This is a genomic window from Cyanobacteria bacterium GSL.Bin1 (genome assembly GCA_009909085.1).
Classification (GTDB): domain Bacteria; phylum Cyanobacteriota; class Cyanobacteriia; order Cyanobacteriales; family Rubidibacteraceae; genus Halothece.
In genome coordinates this window covers 1-26,516 of record JAAANX010000040.1, presented here as the reverse complement: position 1 = coordinate 26,516, position 26,516 = coordinate 1, and the positions used below count along the sequence as shown (strand labels likewise).

The window sequence follows — 26,516 nt, the reverse complement described above, 5'->3', positions numbered from 1 at the left end:
CGTAAACGCGATTGCGCATTGGTTGGTCCATTAATGCGATCAATTTCAAAATTTGTCCGGGCTTGTAATTCTTCCCAACTCAGTGCTTGCATTTTTTGCTCTTAATTAAATCACTAATGACTAATGACCAATAACCAATGACTAATGACTAATGACTAATGACTAATTCTTGTATGCCATTTGCCAAAAATCTTTCTCTAAGCTAGCAATTTTGACAAAAGCAGATTCCAAATATTTACTTGTTTCTTGATCCACTTCAGCAAGGGCTTGATTGGCTTGTTTTTCCAGTTGCTTAACATATTCCGTAAAGCCAGTATTGCCCCAACGCTCCGCAAATTCATTGTAGGGTGAAACCATTGTTCCTGGTTGTTGCCAAGCTTGATTATACGCCAGCTCGATCGCCCAAATCACAACCGCTTGCACAGGATACGACATTTCCCCTACCTTCTGCATATACTCACAGTAAGCCTGACAAGTTTGCTGTTTCTCGACATTTAAATCAAGGTTGCGCTCTTTGGCTTTAACTTGAAACCAATTCAACTCGTCTTTAATGGCACTTAATCCACCTAATAACACATCAAAATGTTCTGCCGGGGCATTGGCTAAAGTTTTTGCCAGTAAACGGGTAAATTCAATTACAAAAAGATAATCTTGAATCAACCAAGTATTAAACTGTTGGGGTTGAATTTCTCCTGACTGACAAGCTTGTAAAAAAGGATGAATGGTTGCTTGTTCCCAACTATGGGCATGACGTTCAATTAATTGTTGACAAGTAATATTCATTGCTTTCTTTCATTATTTTTAATTTTTAATTAACAGGATTTTTTAGAGATAAAAGCCTTAGGAAAAGTCAACTTTTTTGACTGATCAAGAGAAAAGACCACTTAGGTTCAGACTAGCAAAAGAGTTTTTTGATCGTGGATCATAAAGAAGTTTGTTATGAAAATCGCTTGTGTCATCCATGATGCCACAAAGACAAGATGATTCAACTCCCAGGAGAGTGTTCAGTTACAAGGTCCAGCTCGTTTTTATGCTCTACAGTTATCAACCTCATAGCTGAGAACAATTTTCAGTTAAAAAACTCAGTTGCCGGCAGCGATCGCGCTTGCTATAAACTTTGATCGGGTCACTGAATGAGGAAACACTTAACATTTTTTAACCGATAGTTCATCAATTAACCCAACAGACCTTCAATGATCGCCATTTGACTTAATCTTTGTTGCCCTCGAGCAGGAAGGAAAATCTGTTTTCTCAAGGCTAACGACCCCCTCCCTGAGAGGGGAACGTTTGGATTAATTTACTGCTTCAAGTTGGTCTAAACGAAGCCACACTCCAGGAGTAGCAACATAAAATTTAACAAAAGCATAATCCCCGTCTGTCTCTAAAATTTCCCCTTTACTTTCAAATAAATAGGAAGGAAAGCGATTATCACTTGCCATTGCCTCCAAACTATTCTCAAGTTTTTCGCGAATAACCCGTACTAAAGCACCTTTTTTAACTTTTCCAGCCATAACTTAAATGAATCTCAATGAATAAGCGGTAAATACTGCAACAATTCTTTAACTAATTGTGCCATATTTGTTGCTCATCAGTAAGTAAAGTTAAGATTGATCTATCTTGGGATTGTGGGATGCCCAAGTTCTGAGCAATTATCCTAAACTCAATTATCAATTGTCTGTTGACTCCAATGTTCCTTAATTTAGTAGTAATCAGAGAAAATATTGCACAGGGAAGATGAGAAAGCAAAATTTAACAAGATATTATCGCTTAGGCTGATCTTAAACTCAGGGGAAATCTAAAGATTAAATTGCATCTCGAATCCCTTAACTTTTTTCGTAATCTCAAGGAGGTTTTATGCGCGCAGTACTAATGGCTGGAGGGTCTGGAACTAGACTGCGACCCTTGACCTGTGACCTGCCCAAGCCGATGGTACCGGTTCTTAATCGTCCCATGGCAGAACACATCATCAATTTACTCAAACGCCACAACATTCATGAAGTTATCGCCACCTTACACTATCTTCCCGACGTGATGCGCGACTATTTTGGGGATGGTAGTGAATTTGGGATACACATGGAATATTCGGTGGAAGAAGACCAACCCTTAGGCACTGCTGGTTGTGTTAAACATGTGGAAGAACTCCTCGATGACACCTTCCTCGTCATCAGTGGTGATACCATGACCGACTTTGACCTTTCCGAAGCGATAAAATTCCATAAACAGAATCAATCGAAAGCAACGTTAATTTTATCACGTGTTCCGAACCCGGTTGAATTTGGGGTGGTCATTACCGATCAAGAAAATCGGATTCAACGCTTTTTAGAAAAACCTTCGAGTAGTGAAATTTTTTCTGATACCGTTAATACAGGAACTTATATCCTAGAACCGGAAGTTTTACAGTATCTACCTCAAAATGAGGAATGTGATTTCTCAAAAGATCTCTTTCCCTTGCTGCTAGACAAAGGGGAACCCATGTATGGCTATATTGCTGACGATTATTGGTGTGATGTTGGGCACTTAGAAGCTTATCGAGAATCCCAGTATGATGCGCTCCATCAAAAAGTGAAGATTGATTTTGCTTATGAGGAACAATCACCAGGGGTTTGGGTTGGAGAAAATACGGTGATTGACCCCAGTGCCAATATTCAACCGCCGGTTCTAATTGGCGATAACTGTCGAATTGGACCACGAGTCAATATCGAAGCAGGAACAGTTATTGGTGATAATGTCACTGTTGGCGCAGAAGCGGATCTCAAAAGTCCTATTCTTTGGAATGGGGTGATTATTGGCGAACAAGCACACATTTGGGCTTGCTCCATTTCGAGAGGGGTAAGAGTTGATCGACGCGCCCATATCCAAGAGGGTGTAACCCTAGGTCCATTATGCACCGTCGGTGAAGAAGCCCAAATTAGCCAAGGGGTAAGAGTCTGGCCCAGTAAACAAATTGAGTCAGGCGCAACATTAAATATCAACCTAATTTGGGGGAATATGGCGCAACGGAATTTATTTGGGCAGCAAGGCGTTACCGGCATTGCTAATATTGACATTACGCCTGAATTTGCAGTTAAGTTAGGGGCAGCTTATGGCTCGACCCTGAAAACAGGCGCAACAGTGAGTGTCTCTCGCGATCAGCGGAGTGTTTCCCGGATGGTAACGCGATCACTTGTCTCTGGGTTAATGTCAACGGGGGTCAATGTCCAAAACTTAGAAGCCTCAGCGATTCCGATTACTCGCACCACGATTCCTACAATGTCAGTGGTTGGTGGCATTCATGTGCGTTTACACCCGAGTCGCCATGATCATCTCCTCATCGAGTTTGTCGATGAGCAAGGGATTAATATCACTAAAGCCAAAGAAAAGAAAATTGAAGGGGCTTACTTTAAGGAAGATTTACGACGGGCAGCCATTCCTGAAATTGGCGAAGTCTTCTATCCGACGCAAGTCTTAGATGTCTATAGTCATAGCTTTGAAAAACACCTGAATGTCCAAGCGGTGAATAACAGTCGGGCAAAAGTAGTCATCGATTATGCCTATGCGGTTTCGGGGGCAGTTTTACCCTTGCTTTTAGGTAAATTTGGCTGCGATGCTGTGGTCTTAAATGCGAGTCTTAGCCAAACGGCTTTATCTAATGAAGAACGAGAAACCTTACTCAATGAACTGGGTCAGGTGGTAGAAGCCTTGAAAGCCAATATGGGGGTCCAAGTTGCTGCCAATGGCGAACAACTGATTTTAGTGGATGAAGCCGGTTTACCGATTCGCGGTGAAATTCTCACAGCGTTGATGGTGAATATGATGATGACCGCTCATCCTCGCAGTACGATTGTTGTACCCGTTCATGCCTCAAGTGCGGTCGAACAGATTGTCCGTCGTCATGATGGAAAAGTAATTCGCACCAAAGCCAGTCCGACTGCTCTCATGGAAGCAGCTCAAGAGAACTCTAATGTTGTGCTCGGCGGAAGTGGAGAAACTGGGTTTATTTTCCCAGAATTGCACCCCGGCTTTGATGCCATGTTCTGCATTGCCAAACTGATTGAAATGTTGACAGTACAGGAGCGCTCACTTGCTGAAATTCGCACTGAATTGCCCCGAGTTTGTCATAAATCTTACACCATGCGGTGTCCTTGGACGGTCAAAGGAGCTTTAATGCGCTATTTAGTAGAAACTCATCCCACGGATCAGTTGGAATTAATTGATGGTGTCAAAGTGATCAATCCTCAAAATGATGATTGGGTCTTGGTACTCCCTGATGCGGGCGAGCCATTGGTTCATATTTTTGCCAATGGCGATGATCGCGACTGGGTTGATAATACGTTGCGAGAATATCGTCAACGCGTCCAAGACTTCATTGATAAAGAACAAGGCGTTGAAGCCGTTAACGTTTAGCGACTCAATTTTGCCCTCTCTTCTCAGTGAGAGAGGGAATGACCAATGACTCAATTAAAAAGTCGCTGTCTCTTTGTAGAAACAACGACTTTTTTCGATCAACTCAATTAAAGTTAAGTATTCTGATTATTCAGAAAATCTTGTGCTTGTCTAATGGCTGCTGCACCAATATTAAATAAAGCCCAACTCGCAGCTAAGATTACAGGAGCAAGCACAATCACGATTCGCCAATCCATAACTTGTCTTCACCTCTCGCTTTAAAGATTTTTTTATGATTCTTCTGTTAACCATAATAACTGACAAGAAGAAGATTTTGGCAAAGTGTGGGGAAGAATCACCGTTTCTCCACAGGAGAGTTGGGATCAAAACAGACTAGCTAACAATGCCAGAATGCCCTTCAATTTCTCCGACGGCTTCCGCACGACCCTCTAAATACTCTGCTAAGAAGTTTTCCGCGATCGCGTAGAAGTGCATCCGGTTCTCAGGACGAGCAAAGCCATGTCCTTCATCAGTATAAAGGGCATATTGCACAGGCTTGCCTTTTTCTCGCATTTCCGCAACAATTTGCTCACTTTCGGCTTGTTTTACCCGCGGATCATTGGCGCCTTGACCAATGAGTAAAGGCTTTTTAATCTGATCGGCGTAGAACAGAGGCGAACAAGACCGCAAAAAGTCTTCTTCCGTTTCAATATCCCCAACGCGATGGGCAAACATTGACATCATTGGTTTCCAGTAGGGAGGAACACTGTTGATGAGGGTAATTAAGTTAGACGGTCCGACAATATCAACGCCACAGGCAAAGACATCTGGGGTAAACGTCAGTCCCGCTAAAGTAGCGTATCCCCCATAAGAACCGCCCATAATCGCAATCCGATTCGGGTCAGCAATGCCTTTGTGTTTTAACCATTCCACCGCATCAATCAGATCATTGTGCATCGTACCGCCCCACTGGCGATTACCAGCGTTGAGAAAGTCTTTACCATAGCCCGTTGACCCGCGGAAGTTCACCTGTAAGACCGCATAACCGCGGTTCGCCAACCATTGTACCGCTGGGTTATAACCCCAGGTATCCCGCGCCCAGGGACCGCCATGGACATATAAAACAGTGGGTAAGTGTTGAGCTTCTACCCCAACCGGTGTCGTCAAATAGCCATGAATGGTTAAGCCATCTCTCGCTTGATAAGCAATGGGTTCCATTTTCGCTAAGGGCAGGTCTTCTAATTCCGGTTGATTGGTAAAAAGAAATTCGGCTTTTTGGGTGTCGCGACGATAGTGGTAGTAATAAACGGGTCCATCATCGGTAAGATAAGCAACGAGCCAATTTTGATCCGCTAAATCTCGACTGGCAATGCCAAATTCTCCCTCACGCAGTTGGCGCAGCACTTGAAAATCTGGCGCGATCGCGTCATCTAAAACTTGCCATTCTTCTTTATCTTTATAAAACGAGACCGCTTCAATATGCCGTTGGGTAGGATGAATTAAAACATCTCCCACATCATACTGTTCATCCGCAGCAATAACGCTTTCTTCTCGATTTTCTAAATTGAGAGACAGTAACCGTTGCGCATTTGCCTCATGGGAACCAACCAAATAAAGGGTTTTACTATCCTTAGAAAAGCTCAGGGCACCGCCTTCATCGTCTGCACTCCAATGGCGTAACAGTTCCCAGTCTTGATCGGGCGTCTCCCGATACAGTAAATCAGATCCCCCATCAGGAGTGGCTGCAACGGCAGCTCGCACTTGGAATTGGGCATCTGCGGTCCAACTGACAATATTGCCGGGGTTATCGGTATCAAATTCCACCGCCCCATTATTCAAGTTGATGCGATAAACATCAAATTTTTGAGCATTATTCAAGTTTAACCCCACTAATACTTCATCAGGGGTTTCCGGGTCGAGATCAATCGGTTGCGCTTTCACACCTTGGAAGGGGGTTAAATCGCGAACAATGTTCTTGGCGAGGTCAACCGCGTAGAGGTGGAAGTTTTCATCACCATCAGCATCTTGTAGATAAATCAGTTGATCCGGTTTATAGGTCCAAAAATAAGCCCGAATCCCGCGTTTTTTATCTTGAGTCACTTGCCGGTCATCAGTTTGACCAATGGTTCGTACCCAGACTTGTAAAACATCTTTCTCATCAGGGGCAATATAGGCCATGTATTTGGCATCCGGAGAAAGACGAGGACGAGCTCGTTTGGGATTACCAAATAGCAGTGAACGGGGAATGAGCGGGGGAAGTTGGGTTTGAGTGGAAGGAGTGGTTGTTGTTGTCATAAAACTTTACAATACGGCATTTCTATCTTATCGAAAATGATATAGTTCCTAATTACTAGGAGCATAAATGATCACCCAAACCCCAACCAACCCAATTAAAGACCCTGCCTTTTCCCAACGATCAGGTGTCATCTCATCAATCCACCCATCCCAAAGCCTGGAAAAACCACAAAGATTCCCTCAGCCGCTGCCTAAACTCTGCCCAAATGACTGGGTTGTCGTATGGGAATCCCACAATAAAAGTTAGCGCGATCGCGCTAACTAATCCTAGCCAAATTTCTGTTTTTGGTTAACTTGATTTGAAAACAACACTGATATAAATCGCTAATCATTCACTGGAAGGTCTGGTGAGAGGGTCAAAAGGCAATCTCATCTGGTATCGACACTCTTTTGATCATCCTCTCGTTCACTTTCCTAGGGCAGTTTACATTCCAGGGAGTTGTAAGCCACTGGTTAAGGCTTCCATTTTTTCGCGCATGGTTTCAGTGGATTTGTTATAAGCATCTTTGACCGCTTCTGTCACCAGTTCTGAGAGCGCATCTGCACCCTTCTCCGCCGCTTCTGGAGAAATTTCGACACTACGGGGTTCTTGATTGCCACTCATCACGACTTTCACTGTACCATCGCTGCTTTGTCCTTCAATATTCATTTGCTCCAATTCTTCTTGGAGTTCTTGCGCCCCTTGTTGCACTTGCTGCGCTTTAGCAAAGGCATCCCGTAATTCCTTCATTTTGCCTAAGCCGAAGCCAAAACCTTTTCCTTCTGTCATGATTAATCAACCTATGTCTCAATGATTTAACTTTAAAACTCACCCAATAGTTTAACTTCTGGTTGCAATAAAATTGACCATTGCTGCTCGACTTTTTCCTGTATGTGTTGAATCACATTGTAGATATCTTGAGCGGTGGCTTGCCCACAATTGAGGATAAAATTGGCATGGCGATGAGCCACTTGCGCTCCGCCGACTTGATAGCCTTTTAACCCTGCTTGTTCAATCAGCCAACCGGCTGCCCGATTTTGAGGATTCCGGAAAACGCTGCCGCAACTGGGTTTATTATAGGGCTGACTATTACGCCGTTGATTCAAGTTGGCACGAGTTTGAGCAGTAATTGCCTCTTTAGCATACCCAGGATGGAGTTGAAAGGTTGCTTCCATAACCCAACGGGGACGATTTTGTAAGTTAGAGGTACGATAACGAAACTCTAAGTCAGTGGGAGTCAGGCGTTCAATTTGACCTTCAATGGTAAGGATCGCCACTTCCAGCAAGGCATCTCCCATACAAGCCCCATGCGCACCAGCATTCATGACCACCGATCCCCCCACGGTTCCCGGAATGCCCACTGCCCACTCTAAGCCACTCCAACCGCGTTTTGCTGCTTTCCAAGCGACTGTTGCTAGGGGCATACCAGCAGCGGCAGTAATCGTTGCCCTTTCTTCGTCAATGGTTAAGTTGCGAAAATAACGAGCACTAATTACTAAACCGGGTAAGCCGCGATCGCTAATCAGTAAATTAGAACCGCCTCCTAAAAAAGTAACAGGTAAGTGTTCTTGTTGGGCCCATTGCAAACTCCTTTGCAGGTGTTCGCTGTTTTGGGGGGCGACATACCATTCAGCGGTACCACCCACACGCAAGGAGGTATGAGTCGCTAGAGAAACTTGCGATTGCAGGATACAGTTGGTATCAGGAAGATAGAGTGTCATGCTGCTTTTTTTGCGGTTACACGAGCCATGGTTTCAGGAATAATTTGATTGAGATTACCGGCGCCAAGAAACAGTGCAATATCACCCGGACGTAAAAGGGTTCGGAGGCGCTCGGAGAGAGAAGATAGATCGCCGTGATAAATTACATCTGGATGATGTTGAACCATCAACTGTGCTAATTGTTCCCCATTAATATCAGTGGGCAATTCTCCGGCACTATAAATGTCTGTTAAAACCACTAAATTTGCAGCTTTGAAAGCCGTGGCAAATTCTTGTAAAAAAGCAGCCGTCCGACTGTAGCGATGGGGTTGAAAAATGGCAACGAGGCGTTGTGCTTGTTGACTCTCCACGCGTAATTTAGCCCCAGCAAGGGTTGCCACTAGTTCACTGGGGTGATGGGCATAGTCATCCACAAAGAGAATGCCATTTTCTTCACCATAGATTTCAAACCGCCGTTTGGCCCCTATAAATTGCGCGATCGCGCTCGCAATCACCTCAAACTCAATTCCAATTTTTCGCGCGGTGGCAATAACGGCTAAGGCATTACTTAAATTATGGCTGCCCAATAACTTTAACTGAACTTGTCCTAATGCTTTCCCGTGTTCCCAAACGGTTGCCGTTGCGCCCTGTCCATGATAAATAACATCCGTTACAGTATAGTCCGCCCCTTGTTGTGGCTTCAGACTATAAGTAATGTCTGGTTGTAGGGTTTCTCGTACGGTTTCACAGTCAATACATCCGACTAAGGTCTGGGTTTGTTGAGCAAACGTTTGGAAAATATCTACGACTGCCGATAAACTCTGGTAATGATCCGGATGATCCAATTCAATATTGGTCACAATGCCAATGGCGGGGGTTAGCTTCACGAGAGAACCATCGGACTCGTCTGCTTCTGCCACTAAATAACGTCCTTGACCAACGCGAGCATTTCCTTCCCACGCTGAAACTTCCCCTCCTACAACCACTGTCGGATCAACGCCTGCCTGTAATAAAACATAACCCAGTAAACTACTCGTCGTTGTTTTACCGTGTGTTCCAGCTACCGCAATACTGTCATATTCTGCCACCAAGCTAGCCAACACATCGGAACGGTGAAAAATCGGACATCCCCTTACTAAAGCTGCTTGATACTCACTATTATCGGGATGAATCGCTGTCGAACAAATGACCTGTGGCAATAAACTTTGGTTCGGAATTTTGGAATCAGCAGACAAAAAATAATCTAAATTTTTTCCATCTTGAGATGAAAAAATATGAGCCCCTACTGCCCTGAGACGGTCGGTAATATGAGTAGAACGTAAATCTGACCCAGTAATCGGAACCTGACGTTTGGCTAAAATATAGGCTAATGCTGACATGCCAATGCCACCAATACCAATGAAATGAAAAGGCTTACCCTTAAAATCAACTGAATTTGAGCAACTCATTAAACTTCCTCAGACACCACACCCAAAGGGATATTGTTTTAATAAAACGCAATCTATTTGATTAGAAAACTTAAATGGTCAGTGACGAGCAACTAACCAATTGCGAAAAGAGAAACGAAGCAGATCTTGTTACTGATTGAAGATAAAAACACTTCAGTTATTGACTAACAATCATACAATATTTGTGAAAAAATCAACTTCCCGTCAAATACTTAAATCAGTCTTGAATGTTCTCCATGTGTTTCTCTTCGAGAATTCCGACTCAGATATAAACAAAAAGGAAGGACATTGTCAAGTTTAAATGGATGATTTCTAAGCATTGTAATGGTTTGCCTCGGAAATAGAGCCACCTCGTTGTTAAAAACCAATGACGGTTAATCTTTTGTATGGTACAGACTTTACGGTATGATCAGTGTCGTTAAGAATAAATTAATGTTATTGAGCTTCAGTAAGGGGGCGAATAGATAGTGATTAGAGTAGCCATTAACGGATTCGGGCGCATTGGACGCAACTTTTTACGTTGCTGGTTAGAACGTGAAAATACAGGTTTAGAAGTTGTTGGTCTTAACGATACCTCTGACCCAAAAACCAATGCCCATTTGCTAAAGTACGACTCTATGTTAGGGAATCTCAAAGCCGAGATCACCTATGACGAAGATACGATTACAGTAGACGGAAAAACCATCAAGTGTTGCTCTGATCGCAATCCCATGAACTTACCTTGGGATTCATGGAATATCGACTTAGTTATTGAGTCTACTGGTGTGTTTACTTCTGAGGAAAAAGCTGCTCAACACATTGCTGCTGGCGCGAAGAAGGTATTAATTACTGCCCCTGGTAAGGGAGGAAATATTGGCACCTATGTTGTCGGGGTCAACCACGAAGAATACAATCACGATAAGCATAATGTTGTTAGTAATGCCAGCTGTACAACCAACTGTCTGGCACCTGTGGTGAAAGTCCTTCATGAAAACTTTGGCGTTGTCAAAGGTATGATGACCACAACCCATAGTTATACTGGAGACCAACGGATTCTTGATGCCAGCCACCGTGATCTTCGTCGCGCTCGAGCAGCAGCCGTTAATATCGTTCCCACCAGCACTGGTGCTGCTAAAGCAGTTGCACTGGTTATTCCTGAACTAGAAGGAAAATTAAGCGGCATTGCGATGCGGGTTCCGACTCCTAACGTGTCTGTGGTTGATTTTGTGGCTCAGGTGGAAAAACCGACGATCGCGGAACAGGTCAATGAAGTCCTAGATGAAGCAGCTAATAGCTCAATGAAAGGGATTATTGAATACACAGAATTACCACTTGTTTCTTCTGACTATCGTGGAAACGATGCCTCCTCGATTGTAGATGGTAGCTTGACAATGGTGATGAATGGCGACTTTGTGAAAATAATTGCTTGGTACGACAATGAATGGGGCTACTCTCAGCGCGTTGTTGATCTGGCCGAAGTTGTTGCTCAAAAATGGAAATCCTAATCAATCCGATGAGCAATTTTTAGATAATCAATCAACCGTGGGGCACTCCTCACGGTTTGATCTTAATTTTTGGCATAAGATAGGGGTACAATCCTAGTATTAAGGTTCATTTTATAGCCATGCTCCAAGATTCTCAAGCCGTTCGTCACTACCAACATTTGACTGATGCGATGGTTGATTATTGGCATCGCGGTTATCGTTTTAATGAACTGCGTCTCTATGTTGATGGTTACCTCGCTGGTTTGCGCTCAACCAATGTTCTCGAACCCTATCAGTTAAACCGTTTAGAAGAAGAAGCAATCAGATTCCTGCGCGACCAATCGAATTTTGAACAAGTCTTACCAGAACCTGATTTTTACTAGCTATTTCTTCTAGCATCGCCAGTTGCGAGAAAGTAACTAGTGACATCAACTAGAATACAATCACTAGTTACTCTTCTCAAGGTTGGTATTTTATTTCGTCAAAATTAAGAGGCCAGTGCAACTTCTAGCATTTGCTGCAGTTCATTATTTTGATACAGCTCAATCATAATATCGCAACCGCCAACAAATTCTCCATTCAGATAAACTTGCGGAATGGTTGGCCAGTTGGAATATTCTTTAATCCCTTGACGCACTTCCGGATCATCTAAAACATCGTAGGTTTCGTAGGGCACGCCCATCACATTTAAAATTTGTACGACGTTATTAGAAAAGCCACATTGGGGCATCAATTTCGTCCCCTTCATAAAGACAAAAACTTTGTTGCTATTAATTAAATCTTCAATGCGTTGTTTAACTTCCGGTGCCATAATCAACTCTATGCTTTCGATTTTAGTTCCACAATAACTTTTAAACGGTTTGATCTGCTTTTTCCCACGCCGTAGGGGTATAGGTTTTTAAGGCAAGGGCATGAATCGCTTCTGATGCCATGGCATCTTGTAACGCCCCATAAACCATTTGATGTTGTTTAACTCGAGTTTTTCCCTCAAATTCTGAGGAAATAACGATCGCTTCTAAGTGATCACCGCCACCTGTGAGATCTTGCACTTTCACTTTGGCATCGGGGAGTTGGTTTTTGATCATTGTTTCCACTTGCTCTAGGCTAATCATAATTGTAAAGAGGCGAGTACAAATCATTAATAACTACTATTTCTATCTTAATAGCGCGAGAGGACTCCCGTTAAAGCCGAAGGCTCAAGGGGGATCTTACCGCCTTTTCCTGCGCGATCGCGATTGATCAGTATTTATCACAGGATTAAGCACTCAACTCTATCCCGAACTCAATGAGAGACAATAGAAATGGGTCTCAGGGGAAAAACAATGAGTCAATCGGACGTAGGAGTGAGAGAAGCGAAATCACCAGAATTATCCTTTTCCCCAGTCGCTTTTCCTTTACCAGCAGTGGTCAATCAGGATTTGATTAAATTGGGATTATTGTTGGCAGCCGTTGATCCGAGTTTAGGCGGTGTCGCGATCGCGGGACGAAGAGGAACCGCAAAAACCGTTCTGGCGAGAGGGTTACACGCTTTATTACCGCCCATCGAAGTGGTGAAAGGGTCTTGTTGCAACTGCGATCCACAGCATCCTGAGGAGTGGGACGATTGGACGCTAGAAGCGAATCGAAACTTATCCCCGGAAATTGAAGTTAAACCAACCCCTTTTGTACAAGTTCCTTTAGGGGTGACTGAAGATCGCTTATTGGGGTCTGTGGATGTGGTACGCTCGATTGAGAAGGGAGAAACGGTCTTTCAACCGGGCTTACTGGCAGCAGCCCATCGGGGCGTTCTCTACATCGACGAAATTAACTTACTCGATGACAGTATCACCAACCTCTTATTAACCATTTTGACTCAGGGGCGTAATTGGGTTGAGCGGGAAGGAATTAGTTTTGAGCATCCTTGTCAACCCCTGGTAATTGCCACGTATAATCCGGAAGAGAAAGAGCTAAGAGCGCAGCTGCTGGATCTTTTCGCGATCGGGATCTCGGCAGACACCCCCTTAACCGTAAAGCAACGGGTGATGGGGGTTGAAAGTGTGGTTGCCTTTCAAAATGCACCCTACTGCTTTATTCAGCACTATGCTGACGACATTGATGAACTGAAACTGCAAATTGCCCTGGCGCGGGAGTTGCTCCCCCAGGTCGCGATCGCGCAAGAACAAATGGCATCCCTAGTGGCAGAAGCCGAACGCTTCCAAATTGAAGGTCATCGTGGCGAAATTTCTGCTGTCCGTATTGCTAAAGCTCACGCTGCGCTCTCCGGGAGAGTGGAAGTGAACAGCGAAGACTTACAAATTGCAGTTCAACTAGCAATTGTTCCCAGAGCAACGATTGTTCCTAGTCCAGAACCGCCAACACCGCCGACTCCGCCTCCCTCACCCCCTCCCGAAGCCTCCGAATCGGAGTCAGATAAGGAAACGCCAGAAGAGACCCCTCCCGAAGAAACTGAAACCGTGCCGGCAGAGTTGGTAATTGCTCCAGAGAATGTGGCGCTAGATGCTATGTTACTCAACTTTGGTCTGATGGCGCGTCGTCGTCGCGGTCAATCGGGTGGGCGTAGTTTAATTTACTCACAAGATCGCGGGCGTTATGTCAAACCCATGTTTCCCAAAGGAGAAGTGCGACGGGTTGCTGTAGATGCCACCCTACGGGCAGCTGCACCGTATCAGAAGCCTCGTCATCGTCGCCATCCCGAACGTCGGGTCATTATTAAACAAGAAGATTTGCGGGTGAAGCGGTTAGCGCGCAAAGCCAAAGCACTGGTGGTTTTTGTGGTTGATGCCTCGGGATCAATGGCGCTGAACCGGATGGAATCGGCAAAAGGCGCAACCCTACGGCTTTTGAATGAAACTTATCAGCATCGCGATCAGATTGCTTTGATTGCCTGTCGCGGGGAACGAGCAGAGGTTTTACTGCCGCCAACGCGCGCGATCGCTGCTGCACGTCGTCGGCTAGACCTGCTTCCCTGTGGTGGGGGGACACCCCTCGCCCACGGCCTGGCACAGGCAGTGCGACTCGGTTCTAATGCCAGACAAAGCAAAGATGTTAGCCAAGTCGTGATTGTTGCCATTACTGATGGTCGCGGGAATATTCCGCTCTCGCGATCCGTCGGTCAACCCTTATCGGCAGAAGAACAACCGGATCTCAGGGCAGAACTACTTGATATTGCTGCCCGAATTCGTGCCTTAGGGATGCAGCTGCTCGTCATTGATACCGAGCGAAAATACATTTCTTCCGGGTTAGCTCAGGAGATGGCGGAACAAGCAGCAGGGAATTATTACCATTTACCCCAAGCCTCAGATACTACTTTGGCAACAATGGCACAGGAAGCGATTGCAACATCAATTGGATCGTGATCTGCTGTGTGATCCTTGATTCCGCTGATGTTGTTAACTTTTAAGAAATTGGGGTTCTGTCTGACGTCTAAAATATTACTATCTGAACGAATCCAGAGTGATCAGCGATTAACTCTCGAAACTACCACTTCAAGGTTGCTGCTTCAATGCCTTGTTCTCGCCTAATTTTGCCATCCTTTTCAAACCAGGCAATAATCTGTTCTGGGGTCAACTCTTCTACGGCTACTCCTTCCTCTTGCGCGATCGTTTTCAGTAATCGTAAAGAAGAAATGGTTAATCGGGTTAAGAACTTTTCTGGCGAAGAAAGTAAGGCTTTATCAACATCTAACGATTCTTCTTCGGTTAGAAATTGAATGGAACTATCTTGTGTCATGATGATTTGTCCTTTGTCTTTTGCCCTTAGTTGTTCACTTAATAGATCGTAAAACAATTTCCTGTGACCCTCAGCCCATCAAGTCTCAATCTGAACCAATGATGAATAACCAATGACTAATGACTAACTTTTAATTGAATGAGATAGCCACAGCGATGTTCTCCGTGATACAACCAGTGTGTCCGCTCTACAGTACAATCAGGAAGCACAGCGGAAAACATCTCTAACTCATGTCCGCAAACACTCGGGTAAGACTCAGCTACGCTAGCAATAGCACAGTTATGTTCAAATAAGAAAAACTTGGGTTGGGTCGTATCTTGATTCTCTTCCAAGGGATGATACTCTGCCATATAGCCTTCTGCTTGTCGTAATTCGACCAACTTAGCGATTCGTTCTTCTAAGTCTCCGCTACCGATTCGATCGCGATAATCATCGGCTTTGCGCTGCCATTGTTTTTCTAAAACGGCTTGAACTTGTTCTTCTCCGGCGGTTTCGGCAAGAGTATGGAGAAAAGAAACAGCAAATTCGCCATAATCATGGGGGAGGTGATCGCGCCCTTGGTCACTCAATTGATAGAGATATTGGGGGCGTCCCATTCCATTTTGTACCGCTTCGTAATACACTAAGCCTTCAGACTCCAATTCTTTTAAGTGTCGGCGGGTCGCTTGGGGACTAATCTCAAGTCTTTGGGCTAAATCCTGGGCTGTGGCTTGTCCTTGCTTGAGAATATACCTGAGAATTCCCTGTTTCGTTGAACTCTGGCGGGTTGCGGTCATGGTTTTTTGCATCATCTGCGCGATCGCCTCCAATCTTAAAATAGTTTGACAACATCTTTGTTGTTAATGTAGCCTAAAAATAGTTAAACAACAAATACGTTTCGTAAGTCGCTCACCTGAGAAGGGAAGCGATCCCAAAGAAAGTATAAAAACGACGCTTAGTTAGCTTAATTGAGGAAACACGAACGTCCATGACTGCAACCAAAACCTTACTCAACCAACCCTACAAATACGGTTTTGTCACCGACATTGAAACCGAAACCTTACCCCGTGGACTAAATGAAGACATTATTCGCATGATCTCAGCGAAGAAAAACGAACCTGAGTTCATGTTGAACTTCCGCCTCAAAGCCTACCGTCAATGGTTGAACATGACAGAACCGAACTGGGCGCACGTCGGTTATAAGCCCATTGATTTTAATGATATTATTTACTATTCCGCGCCAAAAAAGAAAGAAGAGAAGAAAGAAAGTTTAGACGAAGTTGATCCTGCCCTCCTCGAAACCTTTGAAAAGTTAGGCATTCCCCTTTCCGAACAAAAACGTCTGGGCAATGTTGCCGTAGATGCCATCTTTGATAGCGTTTCCGTTGCCACTACGTTCAAAGAAAAACTGGCTGAAGAAGGAGTCATTTTCTGTTCCATTTCCGAAGCCCTCCAAGAATATCCCGAACTGGTGAAAAAATACATTGGCAGTGTGGTTCCTAGTGGCGATAACTTCTTTGCTGCGCTAAACTCGGCAGTATTTAGTGATGGGTCATTTGTTTACGTTCCGAAAGGGGTACAATGCCCCATGGAACTCTCTACTTATTTCCGCATCAACACCGACGAAGCGGGACAATTTGAACGGACTTTAATCGTTGCCGAAGAAGGGGCTTCTGTTAGCTATTTAGAAGGCTGTACTGCGCCCATGTACGATTCTAACCAGCTACACGCTGCTATTGTGGAACTCGTGGCGTTGGATGATGCGGATATTAAATATTCCACGGTTCAAAACTGGTTTGCTGGGGATGAAGAAGGAAAAGGCGGCATCTATAACTTTGTGACCAAACGTGGACTCTGCAAAGGGAAAAACTCTAAAATCTCTTGGACACAAGTCGAAACCGGTTCTGCGGTGACTTGGAAATATCCCAGTTGCGTTTTAGCGGGAGATAACTCCGTCGGAGAATTCTATTCCATTGCCTTAACCAATAATTATCAGCAAGCTGATACCGGTACCAAAATGATCCACATTGGGAAAAATACCAAAAGTACCATTATCTCGAAAGGCATTTCCGCCGGTCATTCCCAAAATAGTTATCGGGGCTTAGTGAAAATGGGACCGAAAGCCGATGGTGCGCGCAATTACTCCCAGTGTGATTCGATGTTAATTGGCGATCAAGCAGAAGCCAATACCTTCCCCTACATTCAAGTGGATAATAACCGCACGAAAGTGGAACATGAAGCCTCTACCGCAAAAATTGGCGAAGACCAACTCTTCTATTTTGCCCAACGGGGAATCTCGGAAGAAGATGCCGTTTCGATGATTGTCAGCGGTTTCTGTAAAGAAGTGTTCAATCAGTTACCGATGGAATTTGCAGCAGAAGCAGATAAATTGCTGGCGTTGAAGTTGGAAAATTCGGTAGGTTAGTCATTGGTCATCAGTCATGGAAACTGAGCTTGTCGAAGTTGGTCATTCGTGTAATTCGATAGAAGGGGAATTGGAAAGCTGTCATTCAACTTCTTCTTCTCCTTCAATCGTTTTCCTGTGAACAAATAAAAAATAAATAAAAAAATATGATTAAAGAAAATAGTGAAGTTATTTTATCGATTAAAAATTTACACGCCAAAGTTGAAGATATCCCAATTCTAAAAGGGGTTAATCTAGAAGTAAAAGCCGGTGAAATTCACGCTATTATGGGACGGAATGGGTCGGGCAAAAGTACCCTTTCCAAAGTTTTGGCGGGTCATCCTGACTATACAATCACTTCAGGAGAGATTACTTATAAAGGAGAAAACATTGCGGAATTAGAACCCGATGAACGGGCTTTAAAAGGTCTTTTTTTGGCGTTTCAATATCCTTTAGAAATTCCTGGAGTCAGTAACTTAGACTTTTTGCGCGTGGCTTATAATTCTCATTGTAAAGCGCAAGGGAAAGAAGAGATCGATGCCTTTGACTTTGAAGACTTAGTGGAAGAAAAGCTGGAAATCGTCAAGATGGATCCCAGCTTCTTAGAACGGAGTTTGAACGAAGGTTTCTCCGGCGGAGAGAAGAAACGCAACGAGATTTTACAAATGGCTCTGCTAGAACCTAGTCTAGCAATTTTGGATGAAACCGATTCCGGTTTAGATATTGATGCTTTAAAAATTGTTGCGAATGGGGTGAATCAGTTGGCAACCCCTGATAATGCAACGGTGATGATTACCCACTATCAGCGTTTGTTAAATTATGTTGAACCGGATTATATCCATGTCATGGTAGACGGAAAAATCATTACCAGTGGCGGTAAAGAGTTAGCCCTACAACTCGAAGAAAATGGCTATGACTGGTTGTATGAACAGTACGCCCCACAACAGGAGGTTACGGCTTAGGGATGAGTATGTCAGTTTCTTCTCAGGATCAACTTGCCAATCAAGATCACTTCCTCAACCATTTGTTACGTCAACGTCATGGCAATGTCGTGACGGAAGAGGAATCCACCTTTACGGCGTGGCTGGAAAAACGACAGCAGGAGGCAGCCAACTGGGTTGCAGAATCTCGCTTTCCTCACCGCAAAGATGAAGAATGGCGCTTTACCGATTTATCCCCCTTACTGGATTATCAGTTTCAAAGAAGCCAAACGGTTGATCTCAAACCAGATAGTGTATCACCGTTTATTGTTCCTGAAGCTTCCCAAGCGCGGTTAGTCTTTGTCAATGGTTGCTTTTGTGCTGAACTCTCGCAACTTGATCACCTCCCGGCTGGTGTAACTCTCACGAACTTAGCAACTTTGGATGTTCATCAGCAGTCGCAAGTCACTGACTATCTCACTCAGCAAGAAGGGGGAGAAGAGTTATTTACGGCGTTGAATACGGCTGGCTTTGAAGATACAGCAGTGCTTTGGGTGGCACCAAATACTGAAGTTGAATCGCCAATACAGGTGCTCTTTTTAGCTGTCGGCAATGATACGCCGCAGCTTATTCAACCGCGTTTGCTGGTGGTGGCGGAAACGAGTGCCAAGGTGAATTTGATTGAACAATATGCGAGTCTTTCGTCTGAGAAGGCTGCACCCTATTTGTGTAATCCCGTGAGTGAAGTGTGGCTAGCGGGTAACGCCCAAGTGAATCATATTCGCTTACAAGACGAAGCGTTAAATAGTTTCCACATTGCGAAAACGGCAGTTACCCAAGCCCAAGATAGTCGCTATACGGCATATCCAGTGAGTTTAGGCGGACAGATTTCCCGTCATGATTTTGATGTGTTTCATACTGGAACCCAGGTAAATACCAAGTTATATGGGTTAACCTTAGGCAAGGGACAGCAACTTTTAGATACCCACAGCGCGATCGCGTTCCGTCATCCCCATAGCAGCGCGGATCAGTTGCATAAATGTATTTTAGATGACTCCGCAAGAGGGGTGTTTAACGGGAAAATGTTTGTCCCGCAAGCGGCACAACTCACCAATGCAGCCCAACTCAACCGAAACCTCCTGTTGTCAGACAAAGCCCATGTGGATACCAAACCAGAATTAAACATTGTTGCCGATAATGTGAAATGTTCTCATGGCGCAACCGTTAGTCAACTCGAAGCGGATGAACTGTTCTATTTGCGCAGTCGAGGCTTAGATAGTAATGCCGCCTCTAACTTGTTAATTAATGCTTTTGCTGCCGAAATTATTGAAGAAATTACGATTTCTTCCGTGCGAGACCAATTATTTAGTTGTTTGCAAAACCGATTTATCCACTAAACCCTATGACGATTGCAACCACTCCTTCCTTAGCCAATCAAGTGCGTGCTGATTTTCCCATTCTGAATCAAGAAATCAATGGGCATCCCCTCATTTATTTTGATAATGCTGCCACGTCTCAGAAGCCTTTATCAGTGATCAAAGCCTTAGATGAATATTATGAATACACTAATTCTAATGTTCATCGGGGGGCACACACCCTCAGCACGAAAGCAACAGAAGCGTTTGAAGGGGCAAGAGATAAAGTTGCCCAATTTGTCAATGCCAACTCTCGCAATGAAATCGTTTTCACGCGCAATGCGACGGAAGCCATTAACTTAGTCGCCTACAGTTGGGCATTAAATAACCTGAAACCCGGCGATGAAATTATCACCTCGGTCATGGAACATCATAGTAATATTGTTCCCTGGCAAATGATTGCGCAAAAAACAGGGGCGGTTCTCAAACACGTTGGATTAACGGCAGCAGAAACTTTAGATTTAGAACAGTATAAAACCCTGCTTTCTGACCAAACTAAATTAGTGACGCTGGTTCATGTTTCTAATACGTTAGGGTGTATTAATCCCGTTGAAGAAATTACGCGCCTTGCTCAAGAAAAAGGCGCAAAAGTATTAATTGATGCTTGTCAAAGTGTGCCTCATTTGCCCGTGGATGTGCAAGCCATTGGTTGTGATTGGTTAGTGGCAAGTGGGCATAAAATGTGCGGTCCCACTGGGGTTGGTTTTTTGTATGGCAAGGAAGATTTATTAAATGCAATGCCTCCTTTTTTAGGCGGTGGCGAAATGATTGGGGAAGTTGCCTTAGATCATTTTACCTGTGCGGAACTCCCTCATAAATTTGAAGCGGGAACACCTGCGATCGCGGAAGCCATTGGGTTGGGGGCGGCGGTGGATTATTTAAGTCAAATTGGGATGGATCAAATTCACGCCTACGAAGAAGAATTAACAGCCTATTTGTTCCGCCAATTAGAAAACTTTTCTAATTTAAGAATTTATGGACCCAAACCGACAGCAGAGGGAAAAGGAAGAGCAGCATTAGCAGCATTTAATGTGGAAAATCTACACGCTAATGATTTAGCCCCCTTATTAGATTATGAAGGGGTTGCCATTCGTTCGGGTCATCATTGTACCCAACCGTTACACACGGTTTTAGGCGTTGCGGGAAGCGCAAGAGCCAGTCTTTATTTCTACAACACGAAAGAAGAAATTGATCACTTTATTACTGCTTTGAAAAATACCATTGATTTCTTTGCCGAGATGATGGAAGAAGATTAGTCATTTGTTCTTTGGAGAAAGGCAACAAAAAATTTACTTTGTCACCCTCTGTCCCCGTTTCCTTCCCTCCCTAATTGATGTGTATTCGATTGAGTTTTAAGTTCTCCTGAGTGGGCTAAAACCGTTTGGTTTTCCGCAGCAGTTCGGTAATAGTCAAATTGGGCTGGGGAGTGCCATCGAAAGCAGATCCCACTTCCCCTTCCTGAAAATTGATCCAAGCAATGTGGTAGCCTTCCTCCGTCAGCGGAACATACCCTACCTCATCAACTGTTTCTGGCGCATTTTCCAAATAAAACTGAACCAAATCATTGACTGCTGGATTGGTGCGGGTAGATTCAAAGTTGACGTAAATGAACAGAGGACGGGATAGGGGTTGATACTCCGCGGTCACGACCGTTTCCGGGGAAGGCTCTACCGGATCACTGCTACTGTCAACCGCCAGGGCTTTGAGAGTGTCTTGATGCTCGGCATAATAGGCCAATCCGAAATAGCCCAGAGCATTAGGATCTGCGCCTACTCCTGCAGCAATCATTTCGTCATCTTCGCTGGCGGCAAAATCGCTGCGGGTGTCTTTTCCCACAATTACCTCAGCGAAGTAGTCGTAGGTACCCGAATCTAAACCGGGTCCATGGAGGGTAATGGGACGATCTGGCCAGCTGGGGCGGACCTGATTCCAGCGGGTGACTTGACCCTCAGCACTCGGTTCCCAGAGGGTCTTAAGTTCTTCGACCGTAATGGTATCAACCCAATCATTTTCCTGATTGACGACAATCGTCAAAGCATCAAAAGCAACCGGCAATTCGTAAAACCGAATGCCAGCTTCATCGCAGGCTTTCATTTCCGCTTCGAGGATGGGACGGGAGGCATTGTTGATATCGGTTTCGCCAGCACAGAACTTTTCAAAGCCGCCGCCAGTCCCGGAAAAGCTCACATCCACCTCAACCGGGTCCTCCTGAGTCTCGTTGTAGGTGTCGGCAATGGCATCGGTAATCGGAAAGACAGTGCTTGATCCATCAATTTTGATTGATTGGCGCTGCTGCTGTTGTTGGGCTTCCGGAGAACAGCCAACCGTCACTACAGCTACCCCTAAAACTATTGCTAGAGGGCTGACCAGTTTATTCATCATCTTGCTCCTAAGCGTAGATATCTTTATCGTATCATTTCAAAAATATTTGTTTTATGAATCCATGAAGAGAACGAAAGCAGTGAGAAAGAACCGGAAAGTTTTCGCTCTCCTGCTAGCTTGGAAGGAGAAAATTAAATCAAGTTGGATTGATCATGAATACGCTTCAAGTCCCATCAACCGAAATTGTTTTTGGATTCAAGGCTCTCTCTGACCCATTGCGGGTTCAGATCATCGAGCTACTGAGAAACCGCGAAATGTGTGTTTGCGATTTGTGCGATCGCCTCGATATTGCTCAGTCTAAGCTCTCGTTTCACCTGAAAACTCTAAGAGAAAGCGGTTTAATTTCCGGACGGCAAGAGGGGCGCTGGATGTACTACAGCCTTAATTTATCCCAATTTGCAAGGCTGGAGCGTTATTTGGCAGAGGTTCGCCGCTACAGCTCAATTCTCCCAGCACGGGTTTGTCCTCCTGCAGAATAGCAACAGTGATTTATGGTTGGCTCCGACTCTAATGTTTTCACTTTACAAATCAAGTTTTTTTGATATATTTGAGAGAGCAAACGGCTAAGGAAGACAAAATGAGTACCAATCAATCGAAGGTCAATCCGAGGGCAGTTCAGGCAGGGGGAAAGCTGAGTTTCTTTGAGCGTTATCTCACGGTTTGGGTGGCGTTGTGCATTGTTGCAGGCATTATTCTCGGGCGAGTGTTCCCTAACATTGCGGTCACGCTGGATCGCATGAGCATTTACCAAGTCTCGATTCCCATCGCGATTTGCCTGTTTTTCATGATGTATCCGATCATGGTCAAAATTGATTTTGGACAAGCTAAACGCGCCGCACAAACGCCGAAACCTGTCATTTTAACGTTGGTGGTGAACTGGCTAATCAAACCCTTCACTATGGTGGTCTTTGCTCAGTTTTTCTTAGGCTGGCTGTTTCGCCCTTTACTCTCAGGAACAGAAATGATTCGAGGGGGAGAAATTGCCTTGGCTGATTCTTATATTGCCGGAGCGATTTTATTGGGGATTGCCCCTTGTACCGCAATGGTGCTGATGTGGGGTTATCTTTCCTTTAGTAATCAGGGACATACCTTGGTCATGGTTGCGATTAACTCGCTGGCAATGCTGTTTTTGTATGCGCCACTGGGACGCTGGTTGTTAGCAGCGAATAAGCTTACCGTACCTTGGGAAACGATTGTCCTTTCCGTTCTTGTTTATGTGGGTTTGCCCTTACTAGCTGGGGCGGTATCCCGGAGTTGGATCTTGCATAACAAGGGAAGAGAATGGTTTGAAACGGTATTTTTGAAATATCTCAGTCCGGTTTCCATTGCTGCCTTGCTAATTACCCTTGTGCTGCTGTTTGCCTTTAAGGGCGATTTAATTGTCCGTAACCCGTTCCATATTTTACTGATTGCGGTGCCTCTGTTTATCCAGACCAACTTTATTTTCTTAATCACGTATGTCGCAGCCCAGAAACTGAAGCTCTTTTACGAAGATGCTGCCCCGGCTGCTTTGATTGGTGCGAGTAACCATTTTGAAGTTGCCATTGCAACAGCAGTCACCCTCTTTGGACTGAATTCTGGGGCGGCTTTAGCGACAGTGGTTGGTGTACTGATTGAAGTTCCTGTGATGCTGATGTTAGTGGAAATTTGTAAACGGACTGCGTTTTGGTTCCCTCGCGAACCCGAGAAAGCGACGTTAACCGATCCGCGTTGTGCGCGTCCATTGGCATGAAGGAGATAGATTGATGAAGCGTGTTATGTTTGTCTGTCGAAAAAACTCAGCGCGATCGCAGATGGCAGAGGGTTTTCTAAAAATTTTGGGTCGTGATCAAATCAGTGTGGCAAGTTCTGGACTTGAAGCCAGTCAAGTGCGCCCAGAAGCCATCGCTGCAATGAAAGAGGTGGGCATTGATATCAGTGACCAAACCTCTAACGCCCTGAGTGAATTTAATCCAGAAGAGTTTGATGTTGTCATTTCTCTGTGTGGCTGTGGGGTTAACCTTCCACCGGAATGGGTTACCCGTGAAGAGTTTGAAGATTGGCAACTCGATGATCCTGCAGAACAACCAGAAATTTTCCCCCGGGTGCGAGATGAAATTAAGGAACGAGTGGAGGCTTTAATTGCCAAACTCAGTTCCTAAGCGACAACTGCTTAATGTCAATTCAACTTACCTATTAATTCATGAATAATGACCCGCTTTGATCATCCACCGAAAATTCTATTTTTGTATGGCTCTTTAAGAGAGCGTTCCTACAGTCGCTTGCTTGCAGAAGAAGCAGCGCGGATTATTACTGAGATGGGGGCAGACGTTAAATTTTTTCATCCCCATGAACTTCCCTTGCGCGGACAAGTGGAAGATACTCATCCCAAGGTACAAGAATTACGCGAGTTAAGCCAATGGTCAGAAGGTCAGGTTTGGTCGTCTCCTGAAATGCACGGGAATATTACTGGCGTGCTTAAAAATCAAATTGACTGGATTCCGTTGAGTATAGGTGCAGTACGACCAACACAAGGGAAAACATTAGCTGTCATGCAAGTGAGTGGCGGTTCGCAGTCCTTTAATGCAGTGAATAATCTGCGAATTTTGGGACGATGGATGCGGATGTTTACGATTCCCAATCAGTCTTCGGTTGCCAAAGCCTACCAAGAATTCAATGAAGATGGAACGATGAAGGATTCTCGCTATCGCGATCGCGTGGTGGATGTTATGGAAGAACTCTACAAATTCACTAGACTTTTACGAGATCAAGTTGATTATTTGACAGATCGGTACAGTGAACGCAAAGAAAAAAATGGGGTTAAAAATTAGCGACGTTTCTCATCACTTAGGCGTGAATCCACAAACGCTCTATTTTTATGAACGGATTGGCTTAATTCCTTCCTCTCAGCGAACAAAAAGTGGTTCTCGCCTTTACAGTCAAGAAGTTGTCGAACGCTTATCATTTATTCAATGACCAAGTGGTGACGCAAGGCAAAGTTTTGACCAACGGTCGTAGCAGGCGCCTCCCGTTTAGGAAGGCCTAATCGGCGACTTCTCAACAGATTCAACCGTACTTTAGCGCATAGAGGGGAGGAAGAATCATGCAGAAGTCATCTTTCCCTTTGACCACTGCACTTAGGTTTTTGGTAATGGATCACTGCTCACGCCCTTGCCAAAGAATTTGGGCGGTTCTGAGAGCGTAAAAATTTCTTGATGTTGCGCGATCGCGCGACGAATGTAAGCTGGAGTTTGTAATAATCCTAAAACAGTAATGCCGTCAATTAAACGTAACCCACCCGTTGTTTTCTCTTGTAATACCTGATCAAGCACTTCTGGTTCGGGACGAGTGTTAACAGTTGTATGGGAAGATAAGGTTAAACTCCACGGTTCGCCATAAGTAGGAACAAACGTTGTATATGAAATATTATGTTCAAAGACGGTTTTCAGGGTGTTGACCAAACGCGCATGAGTGGCAATATAAGGATCAGCCACTGGTCCGGCTTGTAAAACAAACTTCCCCTCAGGCGCTAGAATGCGATTCACTTTCTCATAAAATTCTTTTGTAAATAATTTAAAGGAAGGACCTTCCTCAATCGGATCAGAGAGGTCACTAATCACGACATCCCACTGTTCTTCACTACTATCTAAAACAGCAAGGGCATCTCCAATCACTAACTCAGTACGCGGATCTTCAAATGCGCCAGCGTGCATTTCCGGTAAATGTTGTTTACAAGCGGCGACAACTTCGCCATCAATATCTACCATCTTCACCTTCTCCACGGTATGCCAACGCAATACCTCTCGAATCGTTGCCCCTTCGCCACCCCCTAAAACAAGGACTTTTTTGGGATTCCCATGCGCGATCATCGCTGGATGGACTAACGCTTCATGGTATAGATATTCATCCACGGTAGAAGATTGCCATTTCCCATCTAACACTAAGCCCTTTCCATAGGCACCGGATCGAACAATGTACATCTCCTGAAAAGCTGTTTTTTGATAAGCTAAGGTTTCCGTAATGCCATGCACATAAATATCCCAAGGGGTAATGTATTCTGTAAGCCAAAGATCTGCTTTTAATTCGCTACCTGCCATGATGCATCTCCTTTGTTTGTCAATAATCTAGAGATTTTCAAATTACCATAAACCAATCAAAACTGGTGGGAAGAGGAGAAGTGGTCGCACTAAAGTAGAAATCGTAAAATGATCGGGTTAATGAGAAAAGTTTTAGGGGATCGGGAATCGGGGTTAGGGATTCAGTAACTTCAAGGATCCCTAACACCCAACCCCGGTCTAATTTTCCAACTGATTGTCACCCCTTAAGCCATGCCAAAATTAGCAAACTCTAAAGCAATTTGCTCACTGGCTTCCGCTGCTAGAAATTCATTAAAGGATGCAGTAGGATGCACAGGATCGATAAAAGCAAACTCCTCTATATTTCCACTACCTGAACTAATA

At 44.5% G+C, this 26,516-nt stretch carries 27 protein-coding genes and 1 pseudogene; 13 read left to right on the top strand and 15 right to left on the bottom strand.

The window, feature by feature from the left end:
* Positions 1–162 precede the first annotated feature (162 nt).
* Positions 163–783: a TenA family transcriptional regulator gene (locus GVY04_03885; GenBank protein ID NBD15297.1), complete on the bottom strand. Its 621-nt coding sequence runs from the start codon at positions 781–783 to the stop codon at positions 163–165.
* 509 nt (positions 784–1,292) lie between these two features.
* The gene (gene ndhO / locus GVY04_03880; protein NBD15296.1) at positions 1,293–1,511 is read right to left on the bottom strand and encodes an NAD(P)H-quinone oxidoreductase subunit O; all 219 of its coding nucleotides are present in this window, start codon (positions 1,509–1,511) and stop codon (positions 1,293–1,295) included.
* Between the two features lie 343 nt (positions 1,512–1,854).
* On the opposite strand from ndhO, the gene GVY04_03875 reads away from it, so the two are divergent.
* Positions 1,855–4,383 carry an NTP transferase domain-containing protein gene (locus GVY04_03875; protein NBD15295.1) on the top strand — a complete coding sequence of 843 codons (2,529 nt, stop codon included), beginning with the start codon at positions 1,855–1,857 and terminating at the stop codon, positions 4,381–4,383.
* A gap of 113 nt (positions 4,384–4,496) precedes the next feature.
* Here GVY04_03875 and GVY04_03870 read toward each other — a convergent pair whose 3' ends face one another.
* From GVY04_03870 to GVY04_03845, 6 genes are all read right to left on the bottom strand, one after another.
* On the bottom strand, positions 4,497–4,619 hold the full coding sequence (locus GVY04_03870) for a photosystem II protein Y (protein NBD15294.1): 123 nt from the start codon (positions 4,617–4,619) through the stop codon (positions 4,497–4,499).
* A gap of 136 nt (positions 4,620–4,755) precedes the next feature.
* A complete protein-coding gene (locus tag GVY04_03865) occupies positions 4,756–6,657 on the bottom strand; it encodes a prolyl oligopeptidase family serine peptidase (protein NBD15293.1) in 1,902 nt (633 codons plus the stop codon).
* 48 nt (positions 6,658–6,705) lie between these two features.
* Positions 6,706–6,789 (bottom strand): hypothetical protein, encoded by an 84-nt coding sequence (locus GVY04_03860; GenBank protein ID NBD15292.1) that lies wholly within the window; start codon positions 6,787–6,789, stop codon positions 6,706–6,708.
* A gap of 292 nt (positions 6,790–7,081) precedes the next feature.
* Complete coding sequence (locus tag GVY04_03855) at positions 7,082–7,426, bottom strand: YbaB/EbfC family nucleoid-associated protein (GenBank protein NBD15291.1); 345 nt, start codon at positions 7,424–7,426, stop codon at positions 7,082–7,084.
* A 32-nt stretch (positions 7,427–7,458) separates the two neighbouring features.
* Complete coding sequence (gene murB, locus GVY04_03850; GenBank protein NBD15290.1) at positions 7,459–8,358, bottom strand: UDP-N-acetylmuramate dehydrogenase; 900 nt, start codon at positions 8,356–8,358, stop codon at positions 7,459–7,461.
* On the bottom strand, positions 8,355–9,785 hold the full coding sequence (locus GVY04_03845) for a UDP-N-acetylmuramate--L-alanine ligase (protein ID NBD15289.1): 1,431 nt from the start codon (positions 9,783–9,785) through the stop codon (positions 8,355–8,357). Before GVY04_03845 ends, murB begins: the two co-directional genes overlap by 4 nt.
* Positions 9,786–10,252: 467 nt before the next feature.
* Between GVY04_03845 and GVY04_03840 the strand changes: the two genes are divergently transcribed.
* Both GVY04_03840 and GVY04_03835 read left to right on the top strand, forming a co-directional pair.
* Positions 10,253–11,269: a type I glyceraldehyde-3-phosphate dehydrogenase gene (locus GVY04_03840; protein NBD15288.1), complete on the top strand. Its 1,017-nt coding sequence runs from the start codon at positions 10,253–10,255 to the stop codon at positions 11,267–11,269.
* A gap of 119 nt (positions 11,270–11,388) precedes the next feature.
* Positions 11,389–11,631: a hypothetical protein gene (locus GVY04_03835; protein NBD15287.1), complete on the top strand. Its 243-nt coding sequence runs from the start codon at positions 11,389–11,391 to the stop codon at positions 11,629–11,631.
* Positions 11,632–11,735: 104 nt separating this feature from the next.
* Here the strand turns inward: GVY04_03835 and grxD are convergent, their stop codons facing one another.
* Positions 11,736–12,059 (bottom strand): Grx4 family monothiol glutaredoxin, encoded by a 324-nt coding sequence (gene grxD, locus GVY04_03830; protein ID NBD15286.1) that lies wholly within the window; start codon positions 12,057–12,059, stop codon positions 11,736–11,738.
* Between the two features lie 40 nt (positions 12,060–12,099).
* On the bottom strand, positions 12,100–12,360 hold the full coding sequence (locus GVY04_03825; GenBank protein ID NBD15285.1) for a BolA/IbaG family iron-sulfur metabolism protein: 261 nt from the start codon (positions 12,358–12,360) through the stop codon (positions 12,100–12,102).
* A 210-nt stretch (positions 12,361–12,570) separates the two neighbouring features.
* On the opposite strand from GVY04_03825, the gene bchD reads away from it, so the two are divergent.
* Complete coding sequence (gene bchD, locus GVY04_03820; protein ID NBD15284.1) at positions 12,571–14,604, top strand: magnesium chelatase ATPase subunit D; 2,034 nt, start codon at positions 12,571–12,573, stop codon at positions 14,602–14,604.
* 121 nt (positions 14,605–14,725) lie between these two features.
* On the opposite strand, the gene GVY04_03815 is transcribed toward bchD, so the two are convergent.
* Both GVY04_03815 and sufR read right to left on the bottom strand, forming a co-directional pair.
* On the bottom strand, positions 14,726–14,977 hold the full coding sequence (locus tag GVY04_03815) for a hypothetical protein (protein ID NBD15283.1): 252 nt from the start codon (positions 14,975–14,977) through the stop codon (positions 14,726–14,728).
* Between the two features lie 116 nt (positions 14,978–15,093).
* Positions 15,094–15,768 carry an iron-sulfur cluster biosynthesis transcriptional regulator SufR gene (sufR, locus tag GVY04_03810; protein NBD15282.1) on the bottom strand — a complete coding sequence of 225 codons (675 nt, stop codon included), beginning with the start codon at positions 15,766–15,768 and terminating at the stop codon, positions 15,094–15,096.
* A 176-nt stretch (positions 15,769–15,944) separates the two neighbouring features.
* Here sufR and sufB point away from each other — a divergent pair, with 176 nt between their 5' ends.
* From sufB to sufS, 4 genes are all read left to right on the top strand, one after another.
* On the top strand, positions 15,945–17,381 hold the full coding sequence (gene sufB / locus GVY04_03805) for a Fe-S cluster assembly protein SufB (GenBank protein ID NBD15281.1): 1,437 nt from the start codon (positions 15,945–15,947) through the stop codon (positions 17,379–17,381).
* A gap of 146 nt (positions 17,382–17,527) precedes the next feature.
* On the top strand, positions 17,528–18,322 hold the full coding sequence (gene sufC / locus GVY04_03800) for a Fe-S cluster assembly ATPase SufC (protein NBD15280.1): 795 nt from the start codon (positions 17,528–17,530) through the stop codon (positions 18,320–18,322).
* Between the two features lie 8 nt (positions 18,323–18,330).
* On the top strand, positions 18,331–19,677 hold the full coding sequence (gene sufD, locus GVY04_03795; protein NBD15279.1) for a Fe-S cluster assembly protein SufD: 1,347 nt from the start codon (positions 18,331–18,333) through the stop codon (positions 19,675–19,677).
* A gap of 5 nt (positions 19,678–19,682) precedes the next feature.
* A complete protein-coding gene (sufS, locus tag GVY04_03790) occupies positions 19,683–20,951 on the top strand; it encodes a SufS family cysteine desulfurase (GenBank protein NBD15278.1) in 1,269 nt (422 codons plus the stop codon).
* Between the two features lie 115 nt (positions 20,952–21,066).
* On the opposite strand, the gene pstS is transcribed toward sufS, so the two are convergent.
* On the bottom strand, positions 21,067–22,074 hold the full coding sequence (pstS, locus tag GVY04_03785; protein NBD15277.1) for a phosphate ABC transporter substrate-binding protein PstS family protein: 1,008 nt from the start codon (positions 22,072–22,074) through the stop codon (positions 21,067–21,069).
* A 155-nt stretch (positions 22,075–22,229) separates the two neighbouring features.
* Here pstS and GVY04_03780 point away from each other — a divergent pair, with 155 nt between their 5' ends.
* The 5 genes and pseudogenes from GVY04_03780 to GVY04_03760 all read left to right on the top strand — a co-directional run bounded on the left by GVY04_03780 (position 22,230) and on the right by GVY04_03760 (position 25,026).
* On the top strand, positions 22,230–22,556 hold the full coding sequence (locus tag GVY04_03780) for a metalloregulator ArsR/SmtB family transcription factor (protein NBD15276.1): 327 nt from the start codon (positions 22,230–22,232) through the stop codon (positions 22,554–22,556).
* A 98-nt stretch (positions 22,557–22,654) separates the two neighbouring features.
* Positions 22,655–23,809 carry an ACR3 family arsenite efflux transporter gene (gene arsB / locus GVY04_03775; protein NBD15275.1) on the top strand — a complete coding sequence of 385 codons (1,155 nt, stop codon included), beginning with the start codon at positions 22,655–22,657 and terminating at the stop codon, positions 23,807–23,809.
* A gap of 13 nt (positions 23,810–23,822) precedes the next feature.
* Positions 23,823–24,218, top strand: coding sequence for an arsenate reductase, glutathione/glutaredoxin type (gene arsC, locus GVY04_03770; GenBank protein ID NBD15274.1), 396 nt, complete (start codon positions 23,823–23,825; stop codon positions 24,216–24,218).
* 48 nt (positions 24,219–24,266) lie between these two features.
* Positions 24,267–24,887, top strand: coding sequence for an arsenical resistance protein ArsH (gene arsH, locus GVY04_03765; protein NBD15273.1), 621 nt, complete (start codon positions 24,267–24,269; stop codon positions 24,885–24,887).
* A pseudogene (locus tag GVY04_03760) lies at positions 24,871–25,026 on the top strand (MerR family DNA-binding transcriptional regulator). Before arsH ends, GVY04_03760 begins: the two are co-directional and overlap by 17 nt.
* Before the next feature lie 167 nt (positions 25,027–25,193).
* On the opposite strand, the gene GVY04_03755 reads toward GVY04_03760, so the two are convergent.
* Positions 25,194–26,153, bottom strand: coding sequence for a spermidine synthase (locus GVY04_03755; GenBank protein NBD15272.1), 960 nt, complete (start codon positions 26,151–26,153; stop codon positions 25,194–25,196).
* Positions 26,154–26,377: 224 nt separating this feature from the next.
* The coding region (locus GVY04_03750; protein NBD15271.1) for a hypothetical protein at positions 26,378–26,516 on the bottom strand (139 nt) is incomplete at its 5' end.

What these genes read in the sequence shown, in the direction of transcription:
- GVY04_03870 (NBD15294.1), bottom strand. Translation starts at nt 4,619, where the DNA reads ATGGATTGGCGAATCGTGATTGTGCTTGCTCCTGTAATCTTAGCTGCG.
- ndhO (NBD15296.1), bottom strand. Translation starts at nt 1,511, where the DNA reads ATGGCTGGAAAAGTTAAAAAAGGTGCTTTAGTACGGGTTATTCGCGAA.
- GVY04_03885 (NBD15297.1), bottom strand. Translation starts at nt 783, where the DNA reads ATGAATATTACTTGTCAACAATTAATTGAACGTCATGCCCATAGTTGG.
- sufR (NBD15282.1), bottom strand. Translation starts at nt 15,768, where the DNA reads ATGATGCAAAAAACCATGACCGCAACCCGCCAGAGTTCAACGAAACAG.
- GVY04_03875 (NBD15295.1), top strand. Translation starts at nt 1,855, where the DNA reads ATGCGCGCAGTACTAATGGCTGGAGGGTCTGGAACTAGACTGCGACCC.
- bchD (NBD15284.1), top strand. Translation starts at nt 12,571, where the DNA reads ATGAGTCAATCGGACGTAGGAGTGAGAGAAGCGAAATCACCAGAATTA.
- sufS (NBD15278.1), top strand. Translation starts at nt 19,683, where the DNA reads ATGACGATTGCAACCACTCCTTCCTTAGCCAATCAAGTGCGTGCTGAT.
- GVY04_03815 (NBD15283.1), bottom strand. Translation starts at nt 14,977, where the DNA reads ATGACACAAGATAGTTCCATTCAATTTCTAACCGAAGAAGAATCGTTA.
- arsB (NBD15275.1), top strand. Translation starts at nt 22,655, where the DNA reads ATGAGTACCAATCAATCGAAGGTCAATCCGAGGGCAGTTCAGGCAGGG.
- GVY04_03860 (NBD15292.1), bottom strand. Translation starts at nt 6,789, where the DNA reads ATGACACCTGATCGTTGGGAAAAGGCAGGGTCTTTAATTGGGTTGGTT.
- sufB (NBD15281.1), top strand. Translation starts at nt 15,945, where the DNA reads ATGACTGCAACCAAAACCTTACTCAACCAACCCTACAAATACGGTTTT.
- GVY04_03835 (NBD15287.1), top strand. Translation starts at nt 11,389, where the DNA reads ATGCTCCAAGATTCTCAAGCCGTTCGTCACTACCAACATTTGACTGAT.
- GVY04_03845 (NBD15289.1), bottom strand. Translation starts at nt 9,785, where the DNA reads ATGAGTTGCTCAAATTCAGTTGATTTTAAGGGTAAGCCTTTTCATTTC.
- GVY04_03780 (NBD15276.1), top strand. Translation starts at nt 22,230, where the DNA reads ATGAATACGCTTCAAGTCCCATCAACCGAAATTGTTTTTGGATTCAAG.
- sufC (NBD15280.1), top strand. Translation starts at nt 17,528, where the DNA reads ATGATTAAAGAAAATAGTGAAGTTATTTTATCGATTAAAAATTTACAC.
- sufD (NBD15279.1), top strand. Translation starts at nt 18,331, where the DNA reads ATGTCAGTTTCTTCTCAGGATCAACTTGCCAATCAAGATCACTTCCTC.
- GVY04_03865 (NBD15293.1), bottom strand. Translation starts at nt 6,657, where the DNA reads ATGACAACAACAACCACTCCTTCCACTCAAACCCAACTTCCCCCGCTC.
- grxD (NBD15286.1), bottom strand. Translation starts at nt 12,059, where the DNA reads ATGGCACCGGAAGTTAAACAACGCATTGAAGATTTAATTAATAGCAAC.
- arsC (NBD15274.1), top strand. Translation starts at nt 23,823, where the DNA reads ATGAAGCGTGTTATGTTTGTCTGTCGAAAAAACTCAGCGCGATCGCAG.
- GVY04_03825 (NBD15285.1), bottom strand. Translation starts at nt 12,360, where the DNA reads ATGATTAGCCTAGAGCAAGTGGAAACAATGATCAAAAACCAACTCCCC.
- murB (NBD15290.1), bottom strand. Translation starts at nt 8,358, where the DNA reads ATGACACTCTATCTTCCTGATACCAACTGTATCCTGCAATCGCAAGTT.
- pstS (NBD15277.1), bottom strand. Translation starts at nt 22,074, where the DNA reads ATGAATAAACTGGTCAGCCCTCTAGCAATAGTTTTAGGGGTAGCTGTA.
- arsH (NBD15273.1), top strand. Translation starts at nt 24,267, where the DNA reads ATGACCCGCTTTGATCATCCACCGAAAATTCTATTTTTGTATGGCTCT.
- GVY04_03855 (NBD15291.1), bottom strand. Translation starts at nt 7,426, where the DNA reads ATGACAGAAGGAAAAGGTTTTGGCTTCGGCTTAGGCAAAATGAAGGAA.
- GVY04_03755 (NBD15272.1), bottom strand. Translation starts at nt 26,153, where the DNA reads ATGGCAGGTAGCGAATTAAAAGCAGATCTTTGGCTTACAGAATACATT.